The following is a 24,813-nucleotide window of genomic DNA, read 5'->3' as shown; positions in this document are numbered from 1 at the left end:
CAGCGGCGATGAGAAAGTTTCCCGCCCGGACGGCGGGAAACGCCATGCACTTACTTCTTCCAGAAGTCGTCGAACACGGTGATCGGTGGACGACGTTTGTGCTCAGTTTTCAGATACCAGCCTTCGATGGTTTTTGCTGCGGCGGCATCGATGGTCTTGCCTTCCAGATAGGCATCGATTTGCTGATAAGTCACGCCGAGCGCCACTTCATCCTGCAAGCCAGGACGATCATCTTCCAAATCGGCAGTAGGATGCTTGAGATAGAGGTGTTCCGGGCAGCCCAGCGTTTTCAGCAGCTGTTTGCCCTGGCCTTTATGCAGGCGGAAGATCGGGTTGATGTCGCTGCCGCCGTCACCGTACTTGGTGAAGAATCCGGTGATCGCCTCTGCCGCATGGTCAGTACCGACCACCACGCCTTTGGTCATGCCGGCGATGCTGTACTGCGCTTTCATGCGCTCACGCGCTTTTTCATTGCCGCGCACGAAATCCGATACCGTAATACCCGCATCTTTCAACGCACGTTCGCTGGCCAGGATCGCTTCTTTGATGTTCACCACCAGCGTGCGATCGGGTTGGATAAATGCCAGCGCATCCTGACAATCCTGCTCATCGGCCTGCACGCCATACGGCAAACGCACGGCAATAAAGGTGTAATCGTTATCGCCGCTCTCTTCACGCAGTTCGCGAATCGCGGTTTGCGACAAAATGCCGGTCAGTGTCGAATCCTGGCCGCCGCTGATGCCGAGTACCAGCGTTTTCAAAAAGGGATGGGCTTTCAGGTAAGACTTCAGAAAATCAACGCTGACGCGGATCTCCTGCTGCGGGTCGATAACCGGTTTTACACCAAGGGCTTCAATGATTTCCTGTTGCAGTGACATGAACCTCTCCTCAAGTCAGTAGCCTGACGGCACAATGCGAATCATCTGCTAAAGCTAACGCCTCTCCCCACAAACAACAAGCCGCACGGCTGGTTGTTCAGGTTATTTGCTGGCAAATCAGACGTTTTTTGCCTTCTGCACCAGCAGATTGAACGACACAATCGCCAGCATAAAGCAGCCAAAGATGGTGCCGGTCATGCTCGCGACCGAGGTGCCGCCCAGGCCGGTAATGGGTACGCTAATGGCACCAAAGGTGAACATGCCGACGCCAATCACCGCCGAGGCGCTGCCTGCGCGCTGGCCCTGGCTTTGCATCGCCAGCGAAGAAGCGGTGGTGGCGATCACGCCGTTACTGGCGATGGTGAAGAACAGCGCGACCAGCAGAACTGGCAGCGCTGCGTCGGTAAGTCCCGCCAGCAGCAAGCAGCTCGACGCAACAAACGCCAGCGTCAGGCCCCCTTTCAGTACGCGATATTCTCCCCACAGCGGACAGAGGCGCGCACTGGTTTGTGATGCAATAATCAGGCCGAAGCCGTTGGCAGCGAAGCAGAAGCTAAAGGCTTGCGGCGTCAGGCCATACAGCTGTTGCAGTACAAACGGCGAGGCGCCGATATAGGCAAACATGCCGGACATCATAAAACCTTGCGTCAGGCAGAAGCCCATAAACTGCCGATGCGTGACGACCTGGCCGAGCGCTGCCCAGGCGGAAAAGATCGAGCCCTGACTGCGGCGCGCTGGTGGTAAAGTTTCGTGCAATTTCCAGCGGGCAAGGAAGATCAGCAGGACGGCAATGCAGCCGAGCACCACGAAAATGCCGCGCCAGTTAAGCAGCGTCATCAAGGCGCCGCCCAGCACCGGCGCACCAATCGGCGCTAAACCGTTGACCAGCATCAGCAGTGCAAAGAAACGCGTCAGCTCATGGCCGCTGTACATATCTCGGGCAATGGCACGCGACAGCACCGCGCCGCCGGCGCCTGCCAAACCTTCAAACAGACGCGCCACCAGCAGCGAGTGGATGTCTTTTGCCAGCGCACAGCCAATCGAGGCAATAAACAGCAGCACCAGTGATAACAGCAGCGGACGGAGGCGACCAAACTTGTCGCTCATTGGCCCAAACAGCAATTGACCCGCACCCAAACCCAGCAAGCCAGCGGTGAGCCTCAGCTGCGCCGTGGCGGTTTCGGTGTGCAGATCGCGCGCCAGCTCCGGCAGCGCCGGCAGGTAAAGGTCGATACAAAGTGGCCCGAGCGCAGCGAGCAGGCCCAGCGTGATGGCATAAACCAGCCGATGAGAAGGTGCAGGTGTCATTAATCCTCTGTCTTTATTCATTGCTATAGGTATTTTTTCGCGGGTGATTATACGAACCGTAGCGCATCAACACAGCATTTTTACCAAATCCTAACGCTTCGGAATTTAGCTAAATTTATCCCATAAAGTTGATAAATCTGGATTTATGTTCCAGGCTAATTTCACACGGACAAAAAAACGAGGAACAACAACATGAATAAAGTGATGGGATGTATCGCTGCCGCTATGACGCTGGCAGCCCTGTCTGGTTGTACGACTTATGACAAAGCCGAAAGCTACGTAACCAAGCCGGTAGTGAAGGATGTTAAGAAAGGCATGACGCGCGATCAGGTTCGCCAGATTGCCGGCCCAGCGTCTACTGAAATCACCATGGTTCACGCTCGCGGCACTTGCCAGACTTACGTGATTGGCGAGCGCGACGGCAAACCGCAGACCTACTTCGTGAGCTATAACGATACCGGTCGCGTCATGAACTACGGTTTCCAGAGCTGTAAAGACTACGATACCGATCCGCAAGCGGCTCAGTAATCGCAGCAGAATAAGAAACGGCCCGTCATTGACGGGCCGTTTTTCGTTGTGGCGCTTATAAACCGTAAGGACGCGGCACTTCGATATACTCGCCGCCGATCTCGCGCTGGTAGTAATGACCTTCCTGCACGTAATAACGCTTGCCGTTGAAATCCAGCACGCGCATACCGCCGCCCGGCGGGGCTTCAGGCGGCTGCACCACTACATAGGTGTCGCCCTGACGCTGATAGTAGTTACCGTTCAGCATGTAATAGGTCAGACCGCCCAGCAACACGGCGGTTGCTGCTTCGGGTAGGAAACGCAGCGGGCCGGGACCGCCCCAACGTGGACCTCCACCCCAATGCGGGCCTGGGCCGGGGCCCCAACCGCCGGGATGGGCAAAACTGATGGCTGGTGTTAATAAGGTTAACGCCAGCACCGAGGCGATAACTGTTTTCATCGGTGATTCTCCTGCTGTGATTAACAGCAGAATTGGCTTTACTGAGCGAAAACTCAAGCGAAAAGCGGCTGATTTTTCCTCTGTTTACCATGCTTAACGCTTTCCTGACGCTAGCGCCATGATTGGGTTGAATTGGGGAGGAAAGCGGGTAAGGTCGTCATAAACGGCGACCTTATGGAGCATATCGCAGGCATAAAAAAACGGCAGGCCTTGCGATCTGCCGTTGTTGCAACTCATCAATTTAGCGGTGTGCCAGTTCGGCGTGTTCGTCGCTCTCCAGCACTTTCTTGTCGGTCAATCCGAGCCAGCGGCTGGTGAGTGAACCGGCGGTCATTGAACCATTAACGTTGAGCGCGGTACGCCCCATATCGATCAGCGGTTCGATGGAGATCAGCAGCGCGACCAGCGTGACCGGCAGGCCCATCGCCGGCAGCACGATCAGCGCGGCGAAGGTGGCGCCGCCGCCGACGCCAGCCACACCGGCAGAACTCAGCGTCACGATACCTACCAGCGTTGCAATCCACATTGGATCAAACGGGTTGATGCCCACGGTTGGCGCAACCATCACCGCCAGCATGGTGGGATAGAGACCGGCACAGCCGTTCTGGCCGATGGTGGCACCGAATGACGCCGAGAAGCTGGCGATCGATTCTGGCACGCCCAGGCGACGCGTCTGGGTTTCCACGTTCAGTGGAATACTGGCGGCGCTGGAACGGCTGGTGAAGGCGAAGGTGATCACCGGCCATACTTTACGGAAGAAGCGCATTGGGTTGATGCCGTTAACCGACAGCAGCAGTGCGTGTACGGCAAACATGATCGCCAGACCGAGATAAGAGGCCACCACGAAGCCACCCAGCTTGATGATGTCCTGCAGGTTGGAACCTGCTACTACTTTGGTCATCAGCGCCAGCACACCGTACGGCGTCAGCTTCATGATCAAACGCACCAGCTTCATGACCCAGGATTGCAGGGTATCGATCGCCACCATCACGCGCTCGCCTTTGACCTTGTCATCTTTCAGCAGTTGCAGCGCCGCCACACCGAGGAAGGCGGCGAAAATCACTACGCTGATGATCGAGGTGGGATTGGCGCCCGCCAGATCGGCAAACGGGTTTTTCGGAATGAAGGAGAGCAGCAGCTGCGGCGTGCTGAGGTCAGCCACTTTGCCCACGTAGTTGCTCTGAATCGCGCTCAGACGCGCGGTTTCCTGCGCACCTTGCACCAGACCTTCAGCGCTCAGGCCAAACAGGCCGGTCACCAGCACGCCGACCAGCGCGGAAATTGCGGTGGTAAACAGCAGCACGCCAATGGTCAGCACGCTGATTTTACCCAGCGATGAGGCATTGTGCAGACGTGCGACCGCGCTCAGGATCGAGGCGAACACCAGCGGCATCACGATCATCTGCAACAATTGCACGTAGCCGTTGCCGACGATATTGAACCAGCCAATCGACGCTTTCACGGTTGGGCTGTTTTCGCCATAGATGGTTTGCAGCGCCAGACCAAAGGCCACACCGAAAACCAAACCGGTCAGCACGCGTTTGGACAGGCTCCAGCTTTGGTTGCCAATCCGATTCAGCAGAATCAGTAGTGCGATAAACGCCACGATATTAATAATGAGGGGAAAATCCATGCTCAACTCCAGAGTGTGACGCGCCATCCTGGGATGGCACGAAAAACAGTAAGTCCCGGTTAGGGAATATTTGGAATGTTATCAGTTCAGCGTGGGGCGGGCTTATACCCAAAAAGAATGCTTTATAACTTTAACGCTTGATTCGACTGCTTATTGACCGTTTTGACCATTAACCAACCGACCGACGCCATTTTGTAGCGTATTGAACAGTTGCTCCGGCCAGCCGTTGGCACCAAAAGAGGGCATGCCGGGCGGGAACCACAACGCATAACCGACCAGCGCCAGGCAAAGTGCTCGCTCCAGCTGGTTACCTTTTTGACTATTCAGGATGGGCAAACGGAAGCGCCAGCGGCAGGGCCACAGCAGCGGCACGCCGGCGGGCGTGAGCATATCGGCGACAATATGGCTGAGATAGCCGAGCGTCATGCCTTGCAGCACGTCGGCGGGAAGAAACCAGTCTGCGGGCACATTGATCTGGAATAGCCACAAACTCACCGCCACCGCCAGCAAACTGTGGGTAAAACCGCGATGACCAAAGATGCGGGCGATGGGATGCGATAGCCACTTTAAGCGCTGGCCTAACACGGATTTAGGGTGATCGATATCGGGCAGCAGGCAGGTTAACAGCGCAGCAGGCACTAAATGCCACCAGTCGGCGCTGGCCAATACTGGCGTCAGCTCCGCGCGCTTGGCAAAAATGGCGCTGGCAATGGCAAAAATGATATGGCCTTCGGCCGTCATGATGGAACCTGGCTGCATAAAACTGTCGATGCATCCAGTATAGGGATTTATCCAGTGAATGAGAATGGTGACGCTGTAACGAAGCGTTAATATTTTTCACTTTCCCGCGTCACAATGACGCGGGAAAAGAACGGGTTAGCCTAGCGCGCTAACCATCCGCCATCGACGGCCAACGTATAACCTTGCACATAGTCGGAGGCGCTGGAGGCGAGGAACACAATTGGGCCCATCATGTCGTCCGGAATACCCCAGCGACCTGATGGAATGCGGCCTAAAATCTCCTCGTTGCGTGACTCATCGCTGCGCAGCTGTTCCGTGTTATTGGTGGCCATGTAGCCCGGCGCAATGGCGTTAACGTTGATGCCGTGCTTCGCCCATTCGTTGGCCATCAAACGGGTTAACCCCATCACTGCGCTTTTTGATGCCGTATAAGAAGGCACGCGAATGCCGCCCTGGAACGACAGCATCGAGGCGATATTAATGATCTTGCCGCCATTGCCTTGCGCGATAAACTGCCGGGCGACCTGCTGTGACAGGAAGAACAGACTTTTGCTGTTGATGTTCATCACATCATCCCAATCCTGCTCGCTGAAGTTGAGTGCATCTTCGCGGCGAATGATGCCGGCGTTATTCACCAGGATATCGATGCGACCGGCCTGCGCCACCGCCTGTTCAACAATTTGCGGCACGATGGACGGCTTGGTCAGATCGGCCTGAATTGACCAAAAACGGCGGCCTAACGCCTCAACTTTGGCCTGCGTATCATCCGGTCCGGCGCGGTTAACGCCAATAATGTCACATCCCGCCTGCGCCAGACCCAGCGCCATACCTTGTCCTAAACCGGTATTGCAGCCGGTGACCAGCGCGATTTTGCCTGCAAGATTAAATGCGTTGAGTATCATGATTCGCTCCTTGTTAGCGCAGTGCGCTGATGTTGACGTGGTCCATGTCATCAAATACCTGGTTTTCACCCACCATGCCCCAGATAAAGGTATAGCGCTGCGTTCCCACGCCCGCATGAATCGACCAGCTCGGTGAAATCACCGCTTGCTCGTTATGGACCAATAGATGACGCGTCTCCTGCGGCTGGCCCATCATGTGGAACACGGCGCTGTCGTCGGCCATATCGAAATAGAAATAGACTTCCATGCGACGTTCGTGGGTGTGACACGGCATGGTGTTCCACAAGTTGCCGTCATCAAGGCGGGTTAATCCCATGGTTAACTGGCAGGTTGGCAACACGTCGGGCACGATGAATTTGTTAATGGTGCGGCGGTTCGAGGTGGCCGCGTCGCCGAGCGTGGCTTTCACTGCCTCGTCGAGGGTGATTTTTTTGTCTGGATAATGGGCGTGTGCCGGCGCGCTATTGTAGTAAAACTTCGCCGGGCGGCTGGCATCGCTGCTGCGGAAAATCACGCTCTGCGCGCCTTGTCCGACATACAACGCTTCCTGCTGACCAATCTCCCAGGATTTACCATCCACTTCAATCACCCCGGGTCCACCGATGTTGATTACGCCGAGTTCGCGGCGTTCGAGAAAGTAACTTACGCCCAGCTGCTTACCCACTTCATGGCCGATAGTCACCGGTTTCTGCACCGGCATCACGCCGCCGATAATGATGCGATCGATATGGCTGTAAGTGAGGGTGTAATTGTCGGCGTCGAAAATCTTGTCGATCAGAAACTCACGGCGTAAGCCGTCCGTGTCCAGGGTTTTGGCATGCTCGCTATGAATGCTTTGACGAATGTCCATCTCAGGCCTCTTAAGAGTCAAAGGAAGTGGTCCCGATGCGGGTCTTTGGGCATCTTAGGCAGGATGAGATGTGAATTCAATAAAAATGAAACGATGTTTTATTTATTTGCGTGCGCGATCAAGTTGCATAAAAAAGCCCGCGTTAAGCGGGCTGCGATTAACCGTGCAGATGTTCGGGTTTGAGCTGGGTTAAATCATCAAGAATCACATTGGCCAGCGCCCAACGCGCATCTTCACGATGCTCGGCCGCCGGCACCACAATTGAACGCATGCGTGCGGCTTTGGTGGCGATCATGCCGTTGAAGGAATCTTCCAGCGTGACGCAGTTAAGCGGATCGATACCCAGTTTGGCTGCGGCGTCGAGATAGACCTGCGGATGCGGCTTGCTGTACGACAGCGCTTCCGCGGACGCCAGCACATCAAAGTATTTGCGTAGGTCAAACATCTCCAGCACGCGCTCCAGCATGTGCAGCGGCGAGGCGGAGGCGAGGCCGATTTTCAAACCTTGCTGCTGGCACAGTTGCAGCGCCTGCTCCACGCCAGGCAGCAGCGGACGCGTCTCTTCCACCAGCGCCAGCGCGCGGGCGATGATGCGTTGCGTCACTTCCTGTTGATCCGGGCCGCTCCACGGCAGCGCTTCAAACCACATGCGCACGGTTTGATCGATGCGCAGACCCAGCGTATCGGGCAACTCGTGGCGGCGGGTGATATCCACGCCAAGGCTGGCGAAAATATCCAGTTCCGCGCGATCCCACAGCGGTTCTGAGTCGATCAACAATCCATCCATATCAAAGATGGCGGCCAATACAGGACGACGATATGACATATAACTGCTCCCTTAGAAATTTGGCTTACCATAGCACGAGAGCCGGATAAAGCCGACTTGCGGCAGGCCACGCATTTTTCAGGAAAAATTGCAGTAGTGCAGGTAGACTTAGGCAAAACTATTTTTGGTTCAGGGAGACACCATGACTTACCAACAGGCTGGCCGCATCAGCATCCTTAAGCGAGTGGCTGGCTGGGTGATTTTTATACCCGCATTGTTATCCACGATGATTTCGCTGCTGGGCTTTATGTTTAAGCACAGTGAAAAGCAGCCGGGCATTGATGCCGTGATGCTCGATTTTGTGCATGTCATGGTCGACATGGTGAAGTTCAATACGCCGTTTCTCAATGTGTTTTGGCAGAACTCTCCGGTGCCGGAATTTAACGGTGGCGCGAATATCGGGTTTTGGCTGATCTACATCCTGATCTTTATCGGCATAGCGCTGCAGGCTTCAGGTGCGCGCATGTGGCGTCAGTCGCGCCATATTAAAGAGGGCATTGAAGATCAGCTGATCATGGAACAGGCCAAAGGCAGTGAAGGGCGCACGCGAGCGCAGCTGGAAGAGAAAATCCACATCCCGCGTCACACCATTTTCTTGCAGATTTTCCCGCTCTATATCCTGCCGATCATTATCGCTATCGCGGGCTACTTTGTGCTGAAACTGCTCGGCATGCTGTAACACGTCAGGCCGGTCTGGCCTGACGTCCGCCCAACACATCTTCATCTAACAACTGGCCGATGGCGAACTGCGCTTCGCCCGTCCAGTTGCCGCCGAAAACATTGGCGCGATTCAGCAGGTAATAGAGCTGATACACCGGCTGACGCTGCGAGAATCCGTCTTCCAGTGGCCAAACAGCCTGGTAGCCATCATAGATCTGGCGCGGCAAATCGGCGTAGTAACTCAGCATCGCTAAATCGCATTCGCGATCACCCCAATAGCAGGCGGGATCAAACAACCACGGACCCTCTGCGCTGCCGGCGCAGTTGGCGGGCCACAAATCGCCGTGTAATAAAGAAGGTTGCGGATGGTGGTTGGCTAACGTGCGCTGCACACAATCAACAATCAGTTCGGTATCGCCATAGTGCACGCCTTTTTCCGCGGCCAGTTGCAGCTGCCAGCCGATGCGCTGCTCAGCGAAGAACACTGACCAGCGGCGTAACCAGCTATTCGGCTGAGGTGAGGTGGTGATGTTGTTGTCGAAATCGAGACCAAATTGCGGTTGCTCGCTCCATTGGTGTAGATGCGCCAACTGCTGGCCGAGCTGGAAAGCGCTCTGTGCGGTAAAGGGATGAGGCGGAATATATTCCAGCAGCAGGAAGCTGGTATCACGATCATTGCCAACGCCATAAACTTTCGGGACGCGAACGGTTTGCGTGCGCGCCAGCAGGTCGAGTTGATCGGCTTCCCAACTGAACAAGGTGAGCATATCGCGGGTGTTACATTTGACGAACACATCCAACTCGCCATAGCGGATGCGCCAGGCGGGATGGACATCGCCACCGGGAAGTTCCTGACGGTCGGTGATTTCGGCATCACCGGCGTACTCGCTTAACAGACGACTAATGGCTGACCACATCGGGTAATCCTCTTTGTTCGCTGCGTGAGTTCGATTGTAACGCGCAAAACCTGAGCAAACCTGGCGTCGATGCCGTTTTTTGCACTGCGTCAGGATTGTTGTTTCAGAAATGCCTCTAACGTGATGACGGTGACCTCAGGTTTATGATCGAGCGCGATTTGGGCATATCCCGCGGCTTGCTCTGCTATTTCATGCTCCTCTAACGCGCTGACAATGCCGAAGTTATTGGTGCCCAACTCATGCGGATGACCTTCATCATCGCTGAAGGTGGTGCTGTAACCGCCATTGATCATGGCACTGTTCACTGACTGCACGTCGCCGAGTCCACTTTCCTGATATTTCAACGTGACAATGTAACGTTTGACATCATGGTCACTCATTATTCACCTCATTGTTATCGAACAGATTTCAGCGTAGACCAGCGCGCAGTATAGAGCGAATTTTAGCCAATTCATTAGTGAAAATAGCAGGTAAAGCTTTGTCAAAAGAGTTCAGAAAAATCTTGTGGCCTTCAGGCTGCAATTTGAGTATTTGCCCCCTATAATGCGCAGCGAAAATGGGAAAAGTCCCATTAAAAGAGCGGTCCAGCGGCTTTCCTGGTTTTTTATGCGGATACATACTTTTTTACAAAACTTACGGTAAATTGCATTGATTGGCCGGAGAAACGCTTCAGACTCTTCGTTTTTTAAACTGTCGTACGGGTTACTTTTAATGAAAGCCTTTAACAAGCTGTCCGCTGTTTTATTGCTCTCTGCTGGAGCATTTTGTCACCAGGCCTTTGCAGATAACGCCGTTTTCACCTCCATGGATGACCCTGCAACGGCGAAAAAGCCGTTTGAAGGCAGCGCGTCAGCGGGTTACCTGGCTCAAACTGGAAACACCACCAGTTCTTCGCTGAGTGCGTCTACCAATATGACGTGGTATCAAACCAATACCGCATTGAGTCTGTGGGGCAACGCCGCAAACAACTCCTCAAACGATGAGCGTTCATCTGAGACTTACAACATTGGTGGCCGTAGCCGTTATAACCTCAACAGCGCTGACTACCTGTTTGGTCAGGCAAGCTGGTTAAGCGACCGTTTCAACGGTTATGACTCACGCGATGTGCTGACCGCCGGTTACGGTCGTCAGATTCTCAGCGGCCCGGTTCACTCACTGCGTGCTGAATTCGGTCCGGGTGTGCGTTACGACGATTTCCACGATGGCGGCCATGAAACCAAAGCATTGGGTTATGGTGCAGTGAGCTATCAATGGCAGCTGACAGATACCACCAAATTTATCCAGGGTGTTTCTGTGCTGAGCAGCTTCGGTGAAGACACCACGCTGAACTCAGAAACCGCGCTGCAGGTGGCCATCAATGCCCATTTCGCGCTGAAGCTGGGCTACAACGTGACCTGGAACAATAATCCGCCAGAATCTGCGCCGGATCGTACCGATACCAAAACCACGATCCAGCTCTCATACTCAATGTAAGCGAGACGGATGTGAATCACCGCTGCCAGGCCTGTGCCTCGCAGCGGTTTTTTTTATTTCTCTTTAGCTTAGCGAATCTCTGCACGGGTTTTGATCGGCGGCGAAAGCTGCTATTATCATCGCCGCTTTACATTCCTGGCGTCATTCCGACAACGTGGGTCTGACATCACGCCGGGTTACACACTATGAAACTCATTTTTGCATGTAGGCTTTCGTGTGGCTTACCACTGCAATTAAGGATATGAAATGCCAGTAATTACTCTTCCTGATGGCAGCCAGCGCAGCTTTGACCGTCCGGTCAGCGTGATGGATATTGCGTTGGATATTGGACCGGGTTTGGCGAAAGCCTGCATCGCGGGTCGCGTGAATGGCGAATTGGTTGATGCGGTTGATCCGATCACCGAGGACGCTCAGGTCGCGATTATTACCGCTAAAGACGACGCCGGTTTAGAAATCATTCGTCACTCTTGCGCGCACCTGTTAGGGCATGCGATTAAGCAGCTGTGGCCAAACACCAAAATGGCGATCGGCCCGGTGATTGATAACGGTTTCTATTATGACGTTGACCTGGAACATACCTTAACCCAGGAAGATCTTGAGCTGCTGGAAAAGCGTATGCACCAGCTGGCTGAAACCAACTACGATGTGGTGAAGAAAAAGGTGAGCTGGCAGGAAGCACGTGACGTGTTTGCTGAGCGTGGCGAAAGCTACAAAACCACCATTCTTGACGAGAACATCAGCCACGACGATCGTCCTGGCCTGTATCAACATGAAGAATACATCGACATGTGCCGCGGTCCGCACGTGCCGAATATGCGTTTCTGCCATCACTTCAAACTGCAGAAAATCTCCGGGGCTTACTGGCGCGGCAACAGCGACAACAAAATGCTGCAGCGTATTTACGGTACGGCCTGGGCGGATAAAAAGCAGTTGGCTGCCTATCTGCAGCGTCTGGAAGAAGCGGCGAAGCGCGATCACCGTAAAATCGGTAAGCAGCTCGATCTCTACCACATGCAGGAAGAAGCACCGGGCATGGTGTTCTGGCACAATGACGGCTGGACCATCTTCCGCGAGCTGGAAGTGTTTGTGCGTACCAAGCTGAAAGAATACGACTATCAGGAAGTGAAAGGTCCGTTCATGATGGACCGCGTGCTGTGGGAGAAAACCGGGCACTGGGAGAACTATAAAGAAGCCATGTTCACCACCTCTTCAGAGAACCGTGAATATTGCATCAAGCCGATGAACTGCCCAGGCCACGTTCAGATCTTTAATCAGGGTCTGAAATCCTACCGCGACCTGCCGCTGCGTATGGCGGAGTTTGGTAGCTGCCATCGTAACGAGCCATCAGGTGCCTTGCATGGTCTGATGCGCGTGCGCGGCTTTACCCAGGATGATGCTCACGTCTTCTGTACCGAAGATCAGGTACGTGATGAGGTGAACAGCTGTATCCGCATGGTATACGACATGTACAGCACCTTCGGTTTTGAAAAAATCGTGGTGAAGCTGTCGACCCGTCCGGAAAAACGTATCGGTACCGACGAAATGTGGGATCGTGCGGAAGTGGATTTGGCAGAAGCGCTGAAAGAGAATGATATTCCATTCGAATATCAGCCGGGAGAAGGTGCCTTCTACGGCCCTAAAATTGAGTTTACCCTGTACGATTGTCTCGACCGCGCCTGGCAGTGTGGTACCGTTCAGCTAGACTTCTCCCTGCCGAAGCGTCTGGACGCGACTTTTGTCGGCGAAAACAACGACCGCCAGACACCGGTAATGATCCATCGCGCAATTCTCGGTTCAATGGAGCGCTTTATCGGCATCCTGACCGAAGAATTCGCTGGATTCTTCCCGAGTTGGCTGGCGCCGGTGCAGGCTGTGGTGATGAATATCACCGACAGTCAGTCAGAATACGTCAGTGAATTGACGAAGAAATTGCAGAATGCTGGCATTCGTGTCAAAGCAGACTTGAGAAACGAGAAGATAGGCTTTAAAATCCGCGAGCACACATTACGTCGCGTCCCTTATATGCTGGTTTGCGGTGACAAAGAGGTGGAAGCAGGCAAAGTTGCCGTGCGCACCCGCCGTGGTAAAGACCTTGGGAGCATGGACGTAGATGTGTTTGTTGAGAAGCTGCAACAAGAGATTCGCAGCCGACATCTTCACCAATTAGAGGAAACAGGTTATTAAAGGCGGAAAACGAGTACAACCAACACGTCCGAACCGTATCAACGGCGAAATCCGTGCCACCGAAGTGCGCTTAACTGGCGTAGACGGCGAGCAACTTGGCATTGTCACCCTGCGTGAAGCCATTGAGAAAGCTGAAGAAGCCGGCGTAGATTTAGTTGAAATCAGCCCGAACGCCGAACCGCCGGTTTGCCGTATCATGGATTACGGCAAGTTCCTTTATGAAAAAAGCAAGTCTTCTAAGGAACAGAAGAAGAAGCAGAAAGTTATCCAGGTTAAGGAAATCAAATTCCGTCCTGGTACCGATGATGGCGACTATCAGGTCAAACTACGCAACCTGATTCGCTTTCTGGAAGAGGGTGATAAAGCCAAAATCACGCTGCGTTTCCGCGGTCGTGAGATGGCGCACCAGCAGATCGGTATGGAAGTGCTTAACCGCGTCCGTAAAGATCTGTGTGAAGACATGGATCTGGCGATTGTCGAATCCTTCCCTTCGAAGATCGAAGGTCGTCAGATGATCATGGTGCTCGCTCCTAAGAAGAAACAGTAGGCCTTCAAGTAATAATGCCGCGCAGCGCTTGCGTTGTGCGGATTTTTATTCGCCTGTCTGATTCATTTTATTAACAATGCGAAGTGGATATTTGTAAAAATGCCAAAGATTAAAACTGTACGTGGCGCCGCTAAGCGCTTCAAGAAGACCGCTTCTGGCGGCTTCAAGCGTAAGCACGCGAACCTGCGTCATATTCTGACTAAAAAGTCTACTAAGCGTAAACGTCACCTGCGTCCGAAAGGCATGGTGTCTAAAGGCGATCTGGGTCTGGTTATTGCCTGCCTGCCGTACGCATAAGTAAATTTTTTTTAGTTTAATTCCCGAAAGATTTCGGATTGCAGCAAGGCGGCAACTGAATGAATCCCTTAACTTACATCAGTAAGTGACTGGGATGAATGAAGACAGCCAACGCCGCTGCGGCACGAAAGATGAAGGGAAATCACAGAATATGATATAGGAGAGCTCACATGGCTCGCGTTAAACGTGGTGTAATTGCTCGCGCACGTCACAAGAAAATCTTAAAACAAGCTAAAGGCTACTATGGTGCACGTTCACGTGTATACCGCGTTGCCTTCCAGGCTGTTATCAAAGCTGGTCAGTATGCTTACCGTGACCGTCGTCAACGTAAGCGTCAGTTCCGTCAACTGTGGATCGCGCGTATCAACGCTGCGGCTCGTCAGAACGGTATCTCTTACAGCCGTTTCATCAATGGCCTGAAAAAAGCCTCTATTGAAATCGACCGTAAGATTCTGGCTGACATCGCTGTATTCGACAAAGTGACATTTACTGCACTTGTTGAAAAAGCAAAATCAGCTCTGGCGTAAGTCAGTTGAAAAAGGGAGCTTGCTCCCTTTTTTATTACCCGCAACTCACGCAAAAGATTGACATTTTGGCCGCTGCGCATTTCAATAGTGCGGTTTCTAAATATGACAAGGTAACGCAAGCATGAATGCTGCTATTTTCCGTTTCTTTTTTTACTTTAGCGCCTGAACATCAGGGGCTTTTGCGCATAAGAAAAGAAACGAAAAATCGCGCTGAAAGCCTCCCTCGTGGAGGCTTTTTTGTTTCTGGCGACACTTAATCGGATCATCTGATCCCAACGAGAACTGACCAGCCCGGCTGGAAGAAGAGGAAATCATGTCCCAACTCGCAGACCTGGTGGCTCGTGCCACGGCCGCCATCGACGAGGCGGCGGATATCGCTGCTCTGGACGCCGTGCGCGTCGAATTTCTGGGTAAGAAAGGGCATCTGACGCTGCAAATGACCACCCTGCGTGAACTGCCGGCAGAAGAGCGCCCGGCTGCGGGTGCGGTCATCAACGAGGCCAAACAGCAAGTGCAGGACCGCCTTACCGCGCGCAAAGAGACGCTGGAAAGTGCGGAGCTGAATGCGCGTCTGGCTGCGGAAACCATCGACGTGTCGCTGCCTGGCCGCCGCGTTGAGAATGGTGGCTTGCATCCGGTGACCCGCACTATCGATCGTATCGAAACCTTCTTCGGCGAACTGGGTTTCGCGGTGGTAACAGGTCCGGAAATTGAAGACGATTACCACAACTTTGATGCGCTGAACATTCCCGGCCATCACCCGGCGCGTGCCGATCACGACACGTTCTGGTTTGATGCCACGCGTCTGCTGCGCACCCAAACTTCAGGCGTGCAGATCCGTACCATGAAAAACCAGCAGCCGCCAATCCGCATCATCGCGCCAGGCCGTGTTTATCGTAACGATTACGATCAGACGCACACGCCAATGTTCCACCAGATGGAAGGTTTGATTGTCGATAAAGACATTAGCTTTACCAACCTGAAAGGCACACTGCACGATTTCCTCAACAACTTCTTCGAAGAGAATCTGCAAATTCGCTTCCGTCCTTCTTACTTCCCGTTCACCGAACCGTCCGCAGAAGTGGACGTGATGGGTAAAAACGGCAAGTGGTTGGAAGTGCTGGGTTGCGGCATGGTGCACCCGAACGTATTGCGCAATGTTGGCATCGATCCGGAAATTTATTCGGGCTTTGCGTTTGGCATGGGCATGGAGCGTCTCACCATGCTGCGCTACGGTGTGACCGATCTGCGCGCCTTCTTCGAAAATGATTTACGTTTCCTCAAACAATTTAAATAAGGGCAGGTTATCCAATGAAATTCAGTGAACTCTGGTTACGCGAATGGGTAAATCCAGCCCTGGACAGCGCTGCGCTGTCTGAGCAAATCACCATGGCCGGCCTTGAAGTGGACGGCGTGGATCCGGTTGCCGGTGCGTTCCACGGTGTTGTGGTGGGTGAAGTGGTTGAGTGCGGCCAGCATCCGAACGCCGACAAACTGCGCGTCACCAAAATCAACGTCGGTGGCGATCGCCTGTTGGATATCGTCTGCGGCGCGCCAAACTGCCGTCAGGGCCTGAAAGTGGCGGTAGCGACCGTTGGCGCTGTGCTGCCGGGCGATTTCAAAATCAAAGCGGCAAAACTGCGTGGCGAGCCGTCTGAAGGCATGCTGTGCTCCTTCTCTGAGCTGGGTATTTCCGACGATCACAACGGCATCATCGAGCTGCCAGCCGATGCGCCAATTGGCACCGACATCCGCAGCTATCTGCAGCTGGATGACAACACCATTGAAATCAGCGTCACGCCAAACCGCGCCGATTGTCTGGGCATCATCGGGATTGCGCGTGATGTAGCAGTATTGAACGGTTTGCCGCTGACGGCACCCGCGATTGAACCGGTAAAGGCCACCATCAACGATACCTTCCCGATTCGCGTTGATGCCACCGCCGCGTGCCCGCGCTACCTTGGCCGCGTGGTGAAAGGTGTCAACGTCAAAGCCGATACGCCATTGTGGATGCGTGAGAAGCTGCGTCGTTGCGGTATTCGCTCAATCGATCCGGTGGTCGATATCACCAACTTTGTACTGCTGGAGCTTGGCCAGCCGATGCATGCCTTCGATCTCGACCGCATCTACGGCGGCATCGTGGTGCGTATGGCAGAAGAGGGCGAAGTGCTGACGCTGCTGGATGGTACCGAAGCTAAACTCAGCAGCGACACGCTGGTGATTGCCGATCACCACAAAGCGCTGGCGTTGGGCGGCATCTTTGGTGGCGAGCATTCCGGTGTCAATGAGGAGACGCAAAATGTGCTGTTCGAATGCGCCTACTTTGATCCGCTGGCGATCACCGGCCGCGCTCGCCGTCAGGGCCTGCATACCGACGCGTCACATCGTTACGAGCGTGGCGTCGATCCAGCGCTGCAGCACAAAGCGATTGAACGCGCGACGCAACTGTTGCTCGACATCTGTGGCGGCGAAGCGGGCCCGGTCATTGACCAAACTGACGCGAGCGCGCTGCCGCCACGCGCCACCATCACGCTGCGCCGTGAAAAGCTCGATCGCCTGATTGGCCATGTGATTGCTGACGAACAGGTTACTGAAATCCTGACGCGTTTGGGTTGCGAAGTGAAAGTGAGTGCAGGAGAGTGGCAAGCCGTTGCGCCAAGCTGGCGTTTCGATATGGCTATCGAAGAAGATCTGGTCGAAGAAGTGGCGCGCGTTTACGGCTATAACAACATCCCTGATGTGCCGGTGAAAGCCAGCCTGATCATGACGCAGCATCGTGAAGCCGACCTGTCGCTGAAGCGTGCGAAAAATCTGTTGGTAGATAAAGGTTATCAGGAAGCGATTACCTACAGCTTCGTTGATCCCAAACTGCAGCAGTTGCTGCATCCGGGCGAAGAGGCGCTGATCCTGCCCAGCCCAATCTCCAGCGATATGTCGGCAATGCGCCTGTCGCTGTGGACCGGTTTGCTGGGCGCGGTGGTGTATAACCAAAACCGTCAGCAGGGCCGCGTACGCCTGTTTGAAAGCGGTTTACGCTTTGTTCCTGATACACAGGCCGATCTGGGTATCCGCCAGGATCTTATGCTGGCCGGCGTTTTAAGCGGCAATCGCTATGAAGAGCATTGGGATCTGGCGCGTCAGACGGTTGACTTCTATGATTTGAAAGGCGATTTAGAATCGCTGCTGGATTTGACCGGTAAACTTGATGAGATTTCCTTCCGTGCGGAAGCCAATCCGGCGCTGCATCCAGGACAAAGCGCCGCAATTTATTTACGCGGCGAACGAATCGGATTTATCGGGGTGGTTCATCCAGAGCTGGAACGTAAGCTGGATCTGAATGGTCGCACCTTAGTGTTTGAACTGCTTTGGAATAAGGTCGCAGACCGCGTCCTGCCTGATGCGCGCGAGATTTCTCGCTTCCCGGCAAACCGTCGTGATATCGCCGTTGTGGTGGCTGAAAATGTGCCTGCAGCAGATATCATTGCGGAGTGTAAGAAAGTTGGCGTAAATCAGGTAGTTGGCGTAAACTTGTTTGACGTGTACCGTGGTAAGGGCGTAAACGAAGGTGAAAAGAGCCTAGCGATTAGCCTGATTTTGCAGGATACCAGCCGGACACTCGAAGAAGAGGAGATTGCCGCGACCGTTGCCAAATGCGTTGCGGCATTAAAAGAGCGATTCCAGGCAACCTTGAGGGATTGAACCTATGGCGCTTACAAAAGCTGAAATGTCAGAGTACCTGTTTGAAAAACTCGGGTTGAGCAAACGCGATGCCAAAGAGTTGGTAGAACTTTTTTTTGAAGAGGTTCGCCGCGCGTTGGAAAACGGAGAACAGGTAAAACTGTCCGGATTTGGTAATTTTGATCTGCGTGACAAAAACCAGCGTCCGGGCCGTAACCCGAAGACGGGGGAAGATATTCCTATCACCGCGCGCCGAGTGGTGACATTCCGTCCGGGACAGAAGTTGAAAAGTCGCGTCGAGAACGCGACACCCAAGGATGCTGACTAATTTCAGTACGACAAAAAGGCCGCTTAGCGGCCTTTTTTTTTGCCTTAAATCTGGCCGCTCTGCAAGATTTATTCATGATGTAAGGATTTAGTAAGTATCCGGAAAATAAGGCGAAAATCGGTCCTCACCGATAGTGACGGCATCAACACTTTTGTTATAACAGCGCCATCACAGAGCAAAGGGTTTGAATAATGAAAAAGACAGCAATTTTATTAAGTGTCTTGTTAGGCATGCCGCTGCTGGCTAGCGCCAATGTTTCCGTCAACATCAACACGCCGGGCGTTTCGGTGCATATCGGCGATCAGGATAAGCGCGGCTACTATTGGGATGGTTACGACTGGCGTGCGCCAACGTGGTGGAAACAGCACCATAACCAGCGCATCGGCACCAAAGGTCCGCACGGTTACTGGAACGGTAACGGCTGGCAGGCGCAGCATCCGGGTAATGGACCGCACCGCGACGACAAACGTCAGCCACAGCGTCAGCCGCAACCGCAGCATCACGACCAGCGTGACAATCAGCAGAAGCGTGATAATCATGGTCAGCCGCTCCCTCCGCATCAGTAAGGCTTCTCCAGCGGCGCCTCCACAGCGCCGCTTTCTTTTTGCTGTAATCCCACTACAATCAAATCTCTGTTTTCTCAGCCAATCTTATCTATGACTCTGCTGGATCAGCTTGCTTCCCAGGCAAATCGCCGCAGCCAGCGCTGGCTCATCGCACTCATTGCGCTGCTATTGCTGCTCATCGGGCTTAGCCTGTGTGCCGGCGACAGCTGGATCTCCCCCACACAATGGTTTTCGGCGGAAGGCGATCTGTTCGTCTGGCAGCTGCGCATGCCGCGCACGCTGGCGGTGCTGCTGGTGGGTGCGGCGCTGGCGGTGTGCGGCGTGGTGATGCAGGCGCTGTTCAACAATCCGCTGGCGGAACCCGGCTTACTTGGCGTGTCTAACGGGGCGGGGATTGGTCTGGTATTAGGCGTGATGCTCGGTAACGGTTCGCTATGGAGCTTAGCGCTGGCGGCCATGGCCGGTGCGCTGCTGATCACGCTGATGCTGCTGCACTTCGCTCACAAACAACTCTCAGTGAGCCGCTTACTGCTGACTGGCGTGGCGCTTGGCATTATCTGTAGCGCCATCATGACGTGGGCAGTGTACTTTAGCACCAGCCTCGATCTGCGTCAGCTGATGTACTGGATGATGGGCGGCTTTAGCGGCATCGACTGGCGCTATGGCTGGATGATGTTGGCGCTGCTGCCGGTAACGCTGCTGCTGATCGCCACCGCACGCACGTTGAATTTGCTGGCGCTGGGCGAAACCTCGGCACGTCAGCTCGGATTACCGCTGCTGCTGTGGCGCAACCTGCTGGTGCTGGCGATGGGCTGGCTGGTGGGCGTGAGCGTAGCGATGGCGGGTGCGATCGGTTTTATTGGTCTGGTTATCCCGCATCTATTGCGTCTCAGCGGTTTTAGCGATCATCGTTATTTGTTGCCTGCGGCGGCGTTAGCCGGTGCCGCAGTGCTGCTTGGCGCGGATATCATTGCGCGGCTGGTGTTAACCTCTGCCGAACTGCCGATTGGCGTGGTAACGGCCACGCTCGGCGCGCCGCTGTTTATCATGTTATTAGTGAAGTCTTCGCGCTAGCTTTGGCTGGCAACGTGTTATCAACAACAGGAATCGACTATGAGCATTTATCAGACAGAACTGGTTACGCTGGACGGTGAAAAAACCACGCTGGCGGCCTATGAGGGCAAGGTGCTACTGGTAGTCAATGTGGCATCTAAATGTGGCCTGACGGCGCAGTATGAGCAGTTAGAATCGCTGCAGAAAGCCTGGCAGGATAAGCCGTTCAGCGTGCTTGGCTTCCCATGCAATCAGTTCCTCGAGCAAGAGCCGGGCAGTAACGAAGAGATCAAAACCTTTTGCAGCACCACTTACGGCGTCACTTTCCCGATGTTCGATAAAACCGATGTCAACGGCGAGCATCGTCACCCTCTCTATGCGCAGCTGACGGCGGCGCAGCCAGTGGCGCAATGCCCGGAAGGCAGCGGTTTCCTCGAGCGCATGGAGAGCAAAGGGCGCGCGCCGAAAGCGCCAGGCGATATCCTGTGGAACTTCGAAAAATTCCTTATTAATAAGCAGGGCAAAGTCATTGCGCGCTTCTCACCGGATATGACGCCAGACGATCCCATCATCCTGAAAAGTGTAGAGCAGGCGCTGGCCGAATAAATGCTATTGCAGTGTCAGGGAGTCAGCGTCACAGGGCGGCTGGCTCCCGTTGAACTGAGCATTAACGCCGGTGAATTAGTGCATCTGGTGGGGCCGAACGGCGCCGGCAAAAGTACCTTGCTCAACGCGCTGTCCGGTTTGTTGCCGAGTCAGGGCAGCATTCTGCTGGATGGCGCACCGCTGCCCACGTTAAACGGTGCGGCATTGGCCCCGCTGCGCGGCTGGCTGCCGCAACAGCAGATGGCACCGGGACAAATGCCGGTGTGGCATTACTTACGCATGCATATCAGCGCACAAACGGCGAAAACAGACTGCGTGTTACAAGAGGTGCTCGCGCAGTTAGCGCTGCAGGACAAACTGACGCGCAGTCTTACGCAGCTTTCTGGTGGCGAATGGCAACGCGTGCGGTTGGCTGCCGTGGTGTTGCAGGTTCATCCGGCGATCAATCCACGCGGCAAACTGCTGCTACTGGATGAGCCGATGAGTGCACTCGACGTAGCGCAGCAGCGTTCGGTCGATAAGCTGCTGGCTGAACTGTGTTGCAGCGGTCTGGCGATTGTTGCCAGCGGGCACGACCTCAACCACAGCCTGCGCCATGCCGAGCGCGTGTGGTTAATGCATCAAGGCGCGGTTGTCCGTCAGGGCAGGGCCTGCGAGGTGCTGACCGCTGCGCATTTAACCCCGCTTTACCAAACCCCGTTTGAACAAATTGATACCGCACAAGGCCCGCTGCTGTTTATTCCCTGACAGAGGATTGCGTGCCGTAGCGCTTTGCCGCTACAGTGTCTGCCGGACAAGGGAGAGAGGAAAAGGCGGATGCGGCTGACAATTTTGATTTTGGCACTGTTGCTGGCGGGCTGTAGCCATCATGCACCGCCGCCGAATGGCCGTTTGTCTGACTCTATCACCGTGATTGCCCAACTCAACGATCAGCTGAGCCGCTGGCGGGGAACGCCGTATCGCTATGGCGGATTAAGCCGCGGTGGCGTAGATTGTTCCGGCTTCGTCTATCTCACCTTCCGCGATAAATTCGATATGCAGCTGCCACGCTCGACCATTGATCAAACCGACATTGGTACTCGCATCGACAAGGGCGATCTGCTGCCTGGCGATCTGGTGTTCTTCAAAACCGGCAGCGGAGAAAACGGTTTGCACGTCGGTATTTACGATACCGACAACACCTTTATTCACGCCTCGACCAGCCAGGGTGTGATCCGCTCGTCGCTGGATAATGTTTACTGGCGTAAAGTATTTTGGCAGGCGCGTCGCATCTAAATAGCGTTGTTATCGCTTAATAAAGACGCGAAAAAAGAAAGGGTATCTCACCCTGAATTAAATCTGAATTCTGCCGATATTTAACTATCATTTAAAATGGCACTTTACCCGCCATCGATTTAATACTAATAATAAAGCTAAATTTATTTAATTGGTATGGACATTAACCCCGGCTTATTTGGCTTAAGTATTATTTGCGGCTTAAATCAGCGTAATAAGACCTAAAACGGCACCTCTTCAAACGTTTGGTCCTATTGCCTGGTAGAATTCGTTGATATACGATGCGCCAATTGCCATTGCTTCTGGCTTGAAAAATGAAAGTCCATTTGTCTGCCGACTATCAGTCGGAAACCTGGTTTTATCCAGTTTACTCTCTGGCGGGCCAGCTGACTGCGGTCGAGCTGGTGACGCAATTTGTCCACGACAGCGCACCTATTACGCTGCCGCAGGATTTGCTGTTGCCGCAATTGGACGATGCGCAGCAATTACGTTTGCTGCAGAGCCAGCTTTCATTGCTGGAAAAGTACCGCGACTTTTTTGAGATTAATCAAATTACCGCGTTGGTACGTATTGATGATTCTATGGCCAATACACTTTTAGCCAGCGAATTTCTGTTAAGGAAATTCCGACAAATCCCTTTTATTGTTTTAGATATCAGCGAAACGTTTCCGCAATTATCTTTGGGTAAATCCCATCCATTGCTTGCAGCATTACAAAGTGAGTTTCGTTTATCGCTTTCACAATTTGGCGCAGGAAAAGCACCGGCAACCGCGGTGTACGATAATCTGTTTAGCGTGTTAAAACTGGATAAAGCCTTTATTCACAACCTGGCCAAGCGCGCCTCGTTTACGCCTTTTATTCAGACAGTTATCAATAATTTTTCCGATTTTGCGGACCAGATCATTATTTGTGGTATTGACGATAACCACATGATGGAAAAGATGACCACGTTGAGTGGTGCGCAGCTACAGGGCAGCCTGTTCCCGGTGGTGAAAGCTGAACGTCTTGACGATCTCATCTATTCCGACCTGAATTTACACACCCCTTCGCAGCAGTAACCCTTTCGCCTGTCTTCCGCGCCGCGTCGGCGTTACACTCTCTGTAATCTTATAACTTATTGCGGGTGCCTGATTTAAGCGCACCTTCCGGAGTGTCGATGCAATTTACCAATAGCTGGCAGCAAGAATTACCCGGATTCTATACCGCGCTGGACCCAACGCCATTAGCGGGTGGACGGCTGTTTTATCACAACGCGCCGCTGGCACAAGAGATGGGTTTAGATGATGCGCTGTTCGCCGGCAGCGGGCATGGCGTGTGGTCAGGACGCGAAATGCTGCCCGGCATGTCGCCGCTGGCGCAGGTTTATAGCGGCCATCAGTTTGGCGTCTGGGCCGGACAGCTGGGCGATGGGCGCGGCATTCTGCTGGGTGAACAGCAGCTGGCCAACGGTCGCAAGCTCGACTGGCACTTAAAAGGGGCCGGATTAACCCCTTATTCACGTATGGGCGACGGTCGCGCGGTGATCCGCTCCAGCGTACGCGAATTCCTCGCGTCTGAAGCGCTGCACCATCTTGGCATTCCCACCACGCGCGCGCTGGCGTTAGCCATTGGCGATGAGCCGGTGCTACGCGAAACCCAGGAACGCGGTGCGATGCTGATGCGCATTGCCGACAGCCATCTGCGTTTCGGTCATTTTGAGCATTTCTATTACGGCGGTGAACAAGACAAAGTGCGCCAGCTGGCGGATTACGCCATTCGCCATCACTGGCCGCAGCTCAAGGATGAAGCGGATCGTTACCTGCTGTGGTTCACCGATATCGTTAAACGCACGGCGAGCCTGATCGCCCATTGGCAGAGCGTTGGCTTTGCGCACGGCGTGATGAACACCGATAACATGTCGATTCTGGGCTTAACGCTGGATTACGGTCCTTACGGTTTCCTCGACGACTATCAGCCGGATTACATTTGCAATCACAGTGACTATCAGGGCCGCTACGCTTTCGAAAATCAGCCGATGATTGGCTTGTGGAACCTTAATCGCCTGGCGCATGCCTTGTCGGGATTGATGACCACCGAGCAGCTTAAGCAGGCGCTGGGTCATTATGAAGGTGAACTGATGCGCGTTTGGGGGGAGAAAATGCGTGCCAAACTCGGCTTGCTGACGGCGGATGCTAATGACAACACGCTTCTGACTGGCTTGCTGTCGATGATGACGGCGGAACACAGTGATTACACGCTGACCTTCCGCATGCTGAGCGACACGCAGCAAGATGAAAGCCGTTCGCCGTTGCGTGATGAGTTTATTGATCGTGAGGCCTTTGATCGCTGGTACAGCGATTATCGCCAGCGTTTGTTGCAAGACCACGCCAGCGATGCGCAGCGTCAGGCGGTGATGAAGGCGGCGAATCCGGCGCTGGTGTTACGCAACTATCTGGCACAGCAGGTGATTGAAAAGGTCGAGAACGGCGAGACCAAGGCGTTAGCGAAGCTGCATAGCGCGTTACAGCAACCGTATAGCGATGCGGCCGTCAGCGCAGAGTTGCGCCAACGGCCACCAGAGTGGGGCAAATCGCTGGAAGTGAGTTGTTCCAGCTAGG

28 protein-coding genes and 1 other annotated feature are annotated in these 24,813 nt (G+C 54.0%); of the genes, 18 read left to right on the top strand and 10 right to left on the bottom strand.

Annotation, left to right across the window (positions count from 1 at the left end; translation table 11 throughout):
• Positions 1-50: 50 nt before the first annotated feature.
• Together nadE and ACVLVH_RS14605 are read right to left on the bottom strand one after the other, a co-directional pair.
• On the bottom strand, positions 51-878 hold the full coding sequence (gene nadE / locus ACVLVH_RS14610) for an NAD(+) synthase (RefSeq protein WP_101764585.1): 828 nt from the start codon (positions 876-878) through the stop codon (positions 51-53).
• A gap of 117 nt (positions 879-995) precedes the next feature.
• Positions 996-2,186 (bottom strand): multidrug effflux MFS transporter, encoded by a 1,191-nt coding sequence (locus ACVLVH_RS14605; protein WP_498949609.1) that lies wholly within the window; start codon positions 2,184-2,186, stop codon positions 996-998.
• A gap of 192 nt (positions 2,187-2,378) precedes the next feature.
• Here ACVLVH_RS14605 and osmE point away from each other — a divergent pair, with 192 nt between their 5' ends.
• Positions 2,379-2,714, top strand: coding sequence for an osmotically-inducible lipoprotein OsmE (osmE, locus tag ACVLVH_RS14600; RefSeq protein ID WP_007892614.1), 336 nt, complete (start codon positions 2,379-2,381; stop codon positions 2,712-2,714).
• A gap of 55 nt (positions 2,715-2,769) precedes the next feature.
• Here the strand turns inward: osmE and ACVLVH_RS14595 are convergent, their stop codons facing one another.
• The 6 genes from ACVLVH_RS14595 to hxpB all read right to left on the bottom strand — a co-directional run bounded on the left by ACVLVH_RS14595 (position 2,770) and on the right by hxpB (position 8,105).
• A complete protein-coding gene (locus ACVLVH_RS14595; protein WP_101764583.1) occupies positions 2,770-3,153 on the bottom strand; it encodes a DUF6515 family protein in 384 nt (127 codons plus the stop codon).
• Positions 3,154-3,394: 241 nt separating this feature from the next.
• A complete protein-coding gene (locus ACVLVH_RS14590; protein ID WP_192413538.1) occupies positions 3,395-4,786 on the bottom strand; it encodes an L-cystine transporter in 1,392 nt (463 codons plus the stop codon).
• Positions 4,787-4,936: 150 nt separating this feature from the next.
• Complete coding sequence (locus ACVLVH_RS14585; RefSeq protein WP_192413536.1) at positions 4,937-5,527, bottom strand: metal-dependent hydrolase; 591 nt, start codon at positions 5,525-5,527, stop codon at positions 4,937-4,939.
• Positions 5,528-5,667: 140 nt separating this feature from the next.
• Entirely contained in the window at positions 5,668-6,429 is a 762-nt protein-coding gene (gene kduD, locus ACVLVH_RS14580) for a 2-dehydro-3-deoxy-D-gluconate 5-dehydrogenase KduD (protein WP_110866010.1), read from the bottom strand.
• Positions 6,430-6,442: 13 nt separating this feature from the next.
• Positions 6,443-7,279 (bottom strand): 5-dehydro-4-deoxy-D-glucuronate isomerase, encoded by an 837-nt coding sequence (gene kduI, locus ACVLVH_RS14575; RefSeq protein WP_192413534.1) that lies wholly within the window; start codon positions 7,277-7,279, stop codon positions 6,443-6,445.
• Between the two features lie 157 nt (positions 7,280-7,436).
• The gene (gene hxpB, locus ACVLVH_RS14570) at positions 7,437-8,105 is read right to left on the bottom strand and encodes a hexitol phosphatase HxpB (RefSeq protein WP_192413532.1); all 669 of its coding nucleotides are present in this window, start codon (positions 8,103-8,105) and stop codon (positions 7,437-7,439) included.
• A gap of 142 nt (positions 8,106-8,247) precedes the next feature.
• Between hxpB and ACVLVH_RS14565 the strand changes: the two genes are divergently transcribed.
• Complete coding sequence (locus tag ACVLVH_RS14565; RefSeq protein WP_498949607.1) at positions 8,248-8,784, top strand: YniB family protein; 537 nt, start codon at positions 8,248-8,250, stop codon at positions 8,782-8,784.
• Between the two features lie 4 nt (positions 8,785-8,788).
• Here the strand turns inward: ACVLVH_RS14565 and ACVLVH_RS14560 are convergent, their stop codons facing one another.
• Positions 8,789-9,682, bottom strand: a complete 894-nt coding sequence (locus ACVLVH_RS14560) for a fructosamine kinase family protein (RefSeq protein ID WP_101764578.1) — start codon at positions 9,680-9,682, stop codon at positions 8,789-8,791.
• Positions 9,683-9,771: 89 nt separating this feature from the next.
• Positions 9,772-10,062: a type V toxin-antitoxin system endoribonuclease antitoxin GhoS gene (gene ghoS / locus ACVLVH_RS14555; RefSeq protein WP_498949605.1), complete on the bottom strand. Its 291-nt coding sequence runs from the start codon at positions 10,060-10,062 to the stop codon at positions 9,772-9,774.
• 331 nt (positions 10,063-10,393) lie between these two features.
• On the opposite strand from ghoS, the gene ACVLVH_RS14550 reads away from it, so the two are divergent.
• From ACVLVH_RS14550 to ACVLVH_RS14475, 16 genes are all read left to right on the top strand, one after another.
• Complete coding sequence (locus ACVLVH_RS14550) at positions 10,394-11,155, top strand: DUF481 domain-containing protein (protein WP_101764576.1); 762 nt, start codon at positions 10,394-10,396, stop codon at positions 11,153-11,155.
• Between the two features lie 246 nt (positions 11,156-11,401).
• Positions 11,402-13,339 (top strand): threonine--tRNA ligase, encoded by a 1,938-nt coding sequence (gene thrS, locus ACVLVH_RS14545; RefSeq protein ID WP_101764575.1) that lies wholly within the window; start codon positions 11,402-11,404, stop codon positions 13,337-13,339.
• Positions 13,335-13,886: a translation initiation factor IF-3 gene (gene infC, locus ACVLVH_RS14540; protein ID WP_036621995.1), complete on the top strand. Its 552-nt coding sequence runs from the start codon at positions 13,335-13,337 to the stop codon at positions 13,884-13,886. The genes thrS and infC overlap by 5 nt, the downstream gene beginning before the upstream one ends.
• 99 nt (positions 13,887-13,985) lie before the next feature.
• Positions 13,986-14,183 (top strand): 50S ribosomal protein L35, encoded by a 198-nt coding sequence (rpmI, locus tag ACVLVH_RS14535; RefSeq protein ID WP_004157374.1) that lies wholly within the window; start codon positions 13,986-13,988, stop codon positions 14,181-14,183.
• Between the two features lie 170 nt (positions 14,184-14,353).
• Positions 14,354-14,710, top strand: a complete 357-nt coding sequence (gene rplT, locus ACVLVH_RS14530; RefSeq protein ID WP_007892678.1) for a 50S ribosomal protein L20 — start codon at positions 14,354-14,356, stop codon at positions 14,708-14,710.
• A 116-nt stretch (positions 14,711-14,826) separates the two neighbouring features.
• Positions 14,827-14,952 (top strand) — a sequence feature (Phe leader region).
• Positions 14,832-14,876 carry a pheST operon leader peptide PheM gene (gene pheM / locus ACVLVH_RS14525; RefSeq protein ID WP_106120997.1) on the top strand — a complete coding sequence of 15 codons (45 nt, stop codon included), beginning with the start codon at positions 14,832-14,834 and terminating at the stop codon, positions 14,874-14,876. (Overlaps the previous feature by 45 nt.)
• A 71-nt stretch (positions 14,953-15,023) precedes the next feature.
• Complete coding sequence (gene pheS / locus ACVLVH_RS14520; RefSeq protein WP_101764574.1) at positions 15,024-16,007, top strand: phenylalanine--tRNA ligase subunit alpha; 984 nt, start codon at positions 15,024-15,026, stop codon at positions 16,005-16,007.
• A gap of 14 nt (positions 16,008-16,021) precedes the next feature.
• Positions 16,022-18,409, top strand: coding sequence for a phenylalanine--tRNA ligase subunit beta (pheT, locus tag ACVLVH_RS14515; RefSeq protein ID WP_498949603.1), 2,388 nt, complete (start codon positions 16,022-16,024; stop codon positions 18,407-18,409).
• A 4-nt stretch (positions 18,410-18,413) separates the two neighbouring features.
• Positions 18,414-18,716, top strand: a complete 303-nt coding sequence (ihfA, locus tag ACVLVH_RS14510; protein ID WP_007892687.1) for an integration host factor subunit alpha — start codon at positions 18,414-18,416, stop codon at positions 18,714-18,716.
• 191 nt (positions 18,717-18,907) lie between these two features.
• Positions 18,908-19,282: a DUF2502 domain-containing protein gene (locus ACVLVH_RS14505; protein ID WP_192413523.1), complete on the top strand. Its 375-nt coding sequence runs from the start codon at positions 18,908-18,910 to the stop codon at positions 19,280-19,282.
• 90 nt (positions 19,283-19,372) lie between these two features.
• Positions 19,373-20,356 (top strand): vitamin B12 ABC transporter permease BtuC, encoded by a 984-nt coding sequence (gene btuC / locus ACVLVH_RS14500; protein WP_101764571.1) that lies wholly within the window; start codon positions 19,373-19,375, stop codon positions 20,354-20,356.
• 39 nt (positions 20,357-20,395) lie between these two features.
• The gene (locus tag ACVLVH_RS14495) at positions 20,396-20,941 is read left to right on the top strand and encodes a glutathione peroxidase (RefSeq protein ID WP_192413521.1); all 546 of its coding nucleotides are present in this window, start codon (positions 20,396-20,398) and stop codon (positions 20,939-20,941) included.
• The gene (gene btuD, locus ACVLVH_RS14490; protein ID WP_192413519.1) at positions 20,942-21,688 is read left to right on the top strand and encodes a vitamin B12 ABC transporter ATP-binding protein BtuD; all 747 of its coding nucleotides are present in this window, start codon (positions 20,942-20,944) and stop codon (positions 21,686-21,688) included.
• Between the two features lie 69 nt (positions 21,689-21,757).
• Entirely contained in the window at positions 21,758-22,216 is a 459-nt protein-coding gene (locus ACVLVH_RS14485; RefSeq protein ID WP_101764568.1) for an NlpC/P60 family protein, read from the top strand.
• A 314-nt stretch (positions 22,217-22,530) separates the two neighbouring features.
• Positions 22,531-23,274, top strand: coding sequence for an EAL domain-containing protein (locus ACVLVH_RS14480; protein WP_101764567.1), 744 nt, complete (start codon positions 22,531-22,533; stop codon positions 23,272-23,274).
• A 98-nt stretch (positions 23,275-23,372) separates the two neighbouring features.
• Positions 23,373-24,812 carry a protein adenylyltransferase SelO gene (locus ACVLVH_RS14475; RefSeq protein ID WP_192413517.1) on the top strand — a complete coding sequence of 480 codons (1,440 nt, stop codon included), beginning with the start codon at positions 23,373-23,375 and terminating at the stop codon, positions 24,810-24,812.
• Position 24,813 lies beyond the last annotated feature (1 nt).

The sequence above is a fragment of the Kluyvera sp. 1366 genome (assembly GCF_054823405.1).
This window is presented reverse-complemented; position numbering and strand designations above follow the sequence as displayed.

What these genes read in the sequence shown, in the direction of transcription:
- rpmI (WP_004157374.1), top strand. Translation starts at nt 13,986, where the DNA reads ATGCCAAAGATTAAAACTGTACGTGGCGCCGCTAAGCGCTTCAAGAAG.
- btuC (WP_101764571.1), top strand. Translation starts at nt 19,373, where the DNA reads ATGACTCTGCTGGATCAGCTTGCTTCCCAGGCAAATCGCCGCAGCCAG.
- hxpB (WP_192413532.1), bottom strand. Translation starts at nt 8,105, where the DNA reads ATGTCATATCGTCGTCCTGTATTGGCCGCCATCTTTGATATGGATGGA.
- kduI (WP_192413534.1), bottom strand. Translation starts at nt 7,279, where the DNA reads ATGGACATTCGTCAAAGCATTCATAGCGAGCATGCCAAAACCCTGGAC.
- pheT (WP_498949603.1), top strand. Translation starts at nt 16,022, where the DNA reads ATGAAATTCAGTGAACTCTGGTTACGCGAATGGGTAAATCCAGCCCTG.
- rplT (WP_007892678.1), top strand. Translation starts at nt 14,354, where the DNA reads ATGGCTCGCGTTAAACGTGGTGTAATTGCTCGCGCACGTCACAAGAAA.
- ACVLVH_RS14565 (WP_498949607.1), top strand. Translation starts at nt 8,248, where the DNA reads ATGACTTACCAACAGGCTGGCCGCATCAGCATCCTTAAGCGAGTGGCT.
- ACVLVH_RS14505 (WP_192413523.1), top strand. Translation starts at nt 18,908, where the DNA reads ATGAAAAAGACAGCAATTTTATTAAGTGTCTTGTTAGGCATGCCGCTG.
- osmE (WP_007892614.1), top strand. Translation starts at nt 2,379, where the DNA reads ATGAATAAAGTGATGGGATGTATCGCTGCCGCTATGACGCTGGCAGCC.
- ACVLVH_RS14480 (WP_101764567.1), top strand. Translation starts at nt 22,531, where the DNA reads ATGAAAGTCCATTTGTCTGCCGACTATCAGTCGGAAACCTGGTTTTAT.
- ACVLVH_RS14595 (WP_101764583.1), bottom strand. Translation starts at nt 3,153, where the DNA reads ATGAAAACAGTTATCGCCTCGGTGCTGGCGTTAACCTTATTAACACCA.
- ACVLVH_RS14495 (WP_192413521.1), top strand. Translation starts at nt 20,396, where the DNA reads ATGAGCATTTATCAGACAGAACTGGTTACGCTGGACGGTGAAAAAACC.
- ACVLVH_RS14475 (WP_192413517.1), top strand. Translation starts at nt 23,373, where the DNA reads ATGCAATTTACCAATAGCTGGCAGCAAGAATTACCCGGATTCTATACC.
- kduD (WP_110866010.1), bottom strand. Translation starts at nt 6,429, where the DNA reads ATGATACTCAACGCATTTAATCTTGCAGGCAAAATCGCGCTGGTCACC.
- ihfA (WP_007892687.1), top strand. Translation starts at nt 18,414, where the DNA reads ATGGCGCTTACAAAAGCTGAAATGTCAGAGTACCTGTTTGAAAAACTC.
- pheS (WP_101764574.1), top strand. Translation starts at nt 15,024, where the DNA reads ATGTCCCAACTCGCAGACCTGGTGGCTCGTGCCACGGCCGCCATCGAC.
- ACVLVH_RS14550 (WP_101764576.1), top strand. Translation starts at nt 10,394, where the DNA reads ATGAAAGCCTTTAACAAGCTGTCCGCTGTTTTATTGCTCTCTGCTGGA.
- ACVLVH_RS14590 (WP_192413538.1), bottom strand. Translation starts at nt 4,786, where the DNA reads ATGGATTTTCCCCTCATTATTAATATCGTGGCGTTTATCGCACTACTG.
- ACVLVH_RS14585 (WP_192413536.1), bottom strand. Translation starts at nt 5,527, where the DNA reads ATGACGGCCGAAGGCCATATCATTTTTGCCATTGCCAGCGCCATTTTT.
- ACVLVH_RS14605 (WP_498949609.1), bottom strand. Translation starts at nt 2,186, where the DNA reads ATGACACCTGCACCTTCTCATCGGCTGGTTTATGCCATCACGCTGGGC.
- ghoS (WP_498949605.1), bottom strand. Translation starts at nt 10,062, where the DNA reads ATGAGTGACCATGATGTCAAACGTTACATTGTCACGTTGAAATATCAG.
- ACVLVH_RS14485 (WP_101764568.1), top strand. Translation starts at nt 21,758, where the DNA reads ATGCGGCTGACAATTTTGATTTTGGCACTGTTGCTGGCGGGCTGTAGC.
- nadE (WP_101764585.1), bottom strand. Translation starts at nt 878, where the DNA reads ATGTCACTGCAACAGGAAATCATTGAAGCCCTTGGTGTAAAACCGGTT.
- thrS (WP_101764575.1), top strand. Translation starts at nt 11,402, where the DNA reads ATGCCAGTAATTACTCTTCCTGATGGCAGCCAGCGCAGCTTTGACCGT.
- btuD (WP_192413519.1), top strand. Translation starts at nt 20,942, where the DNA reads ATGCTATTGCAGTGTCAGGGAGTCAGCGTCACAGGGCGGCTGGCTCCC.
- ACVLVH_RS14560 (WP_101764578.1), bottom strand. Translation starts at nt 9,682, where the DNA reads ATGTGGTCAGCCATTAGTCGTCTGTTAAGCGAGTACGCCGGTGATGCC.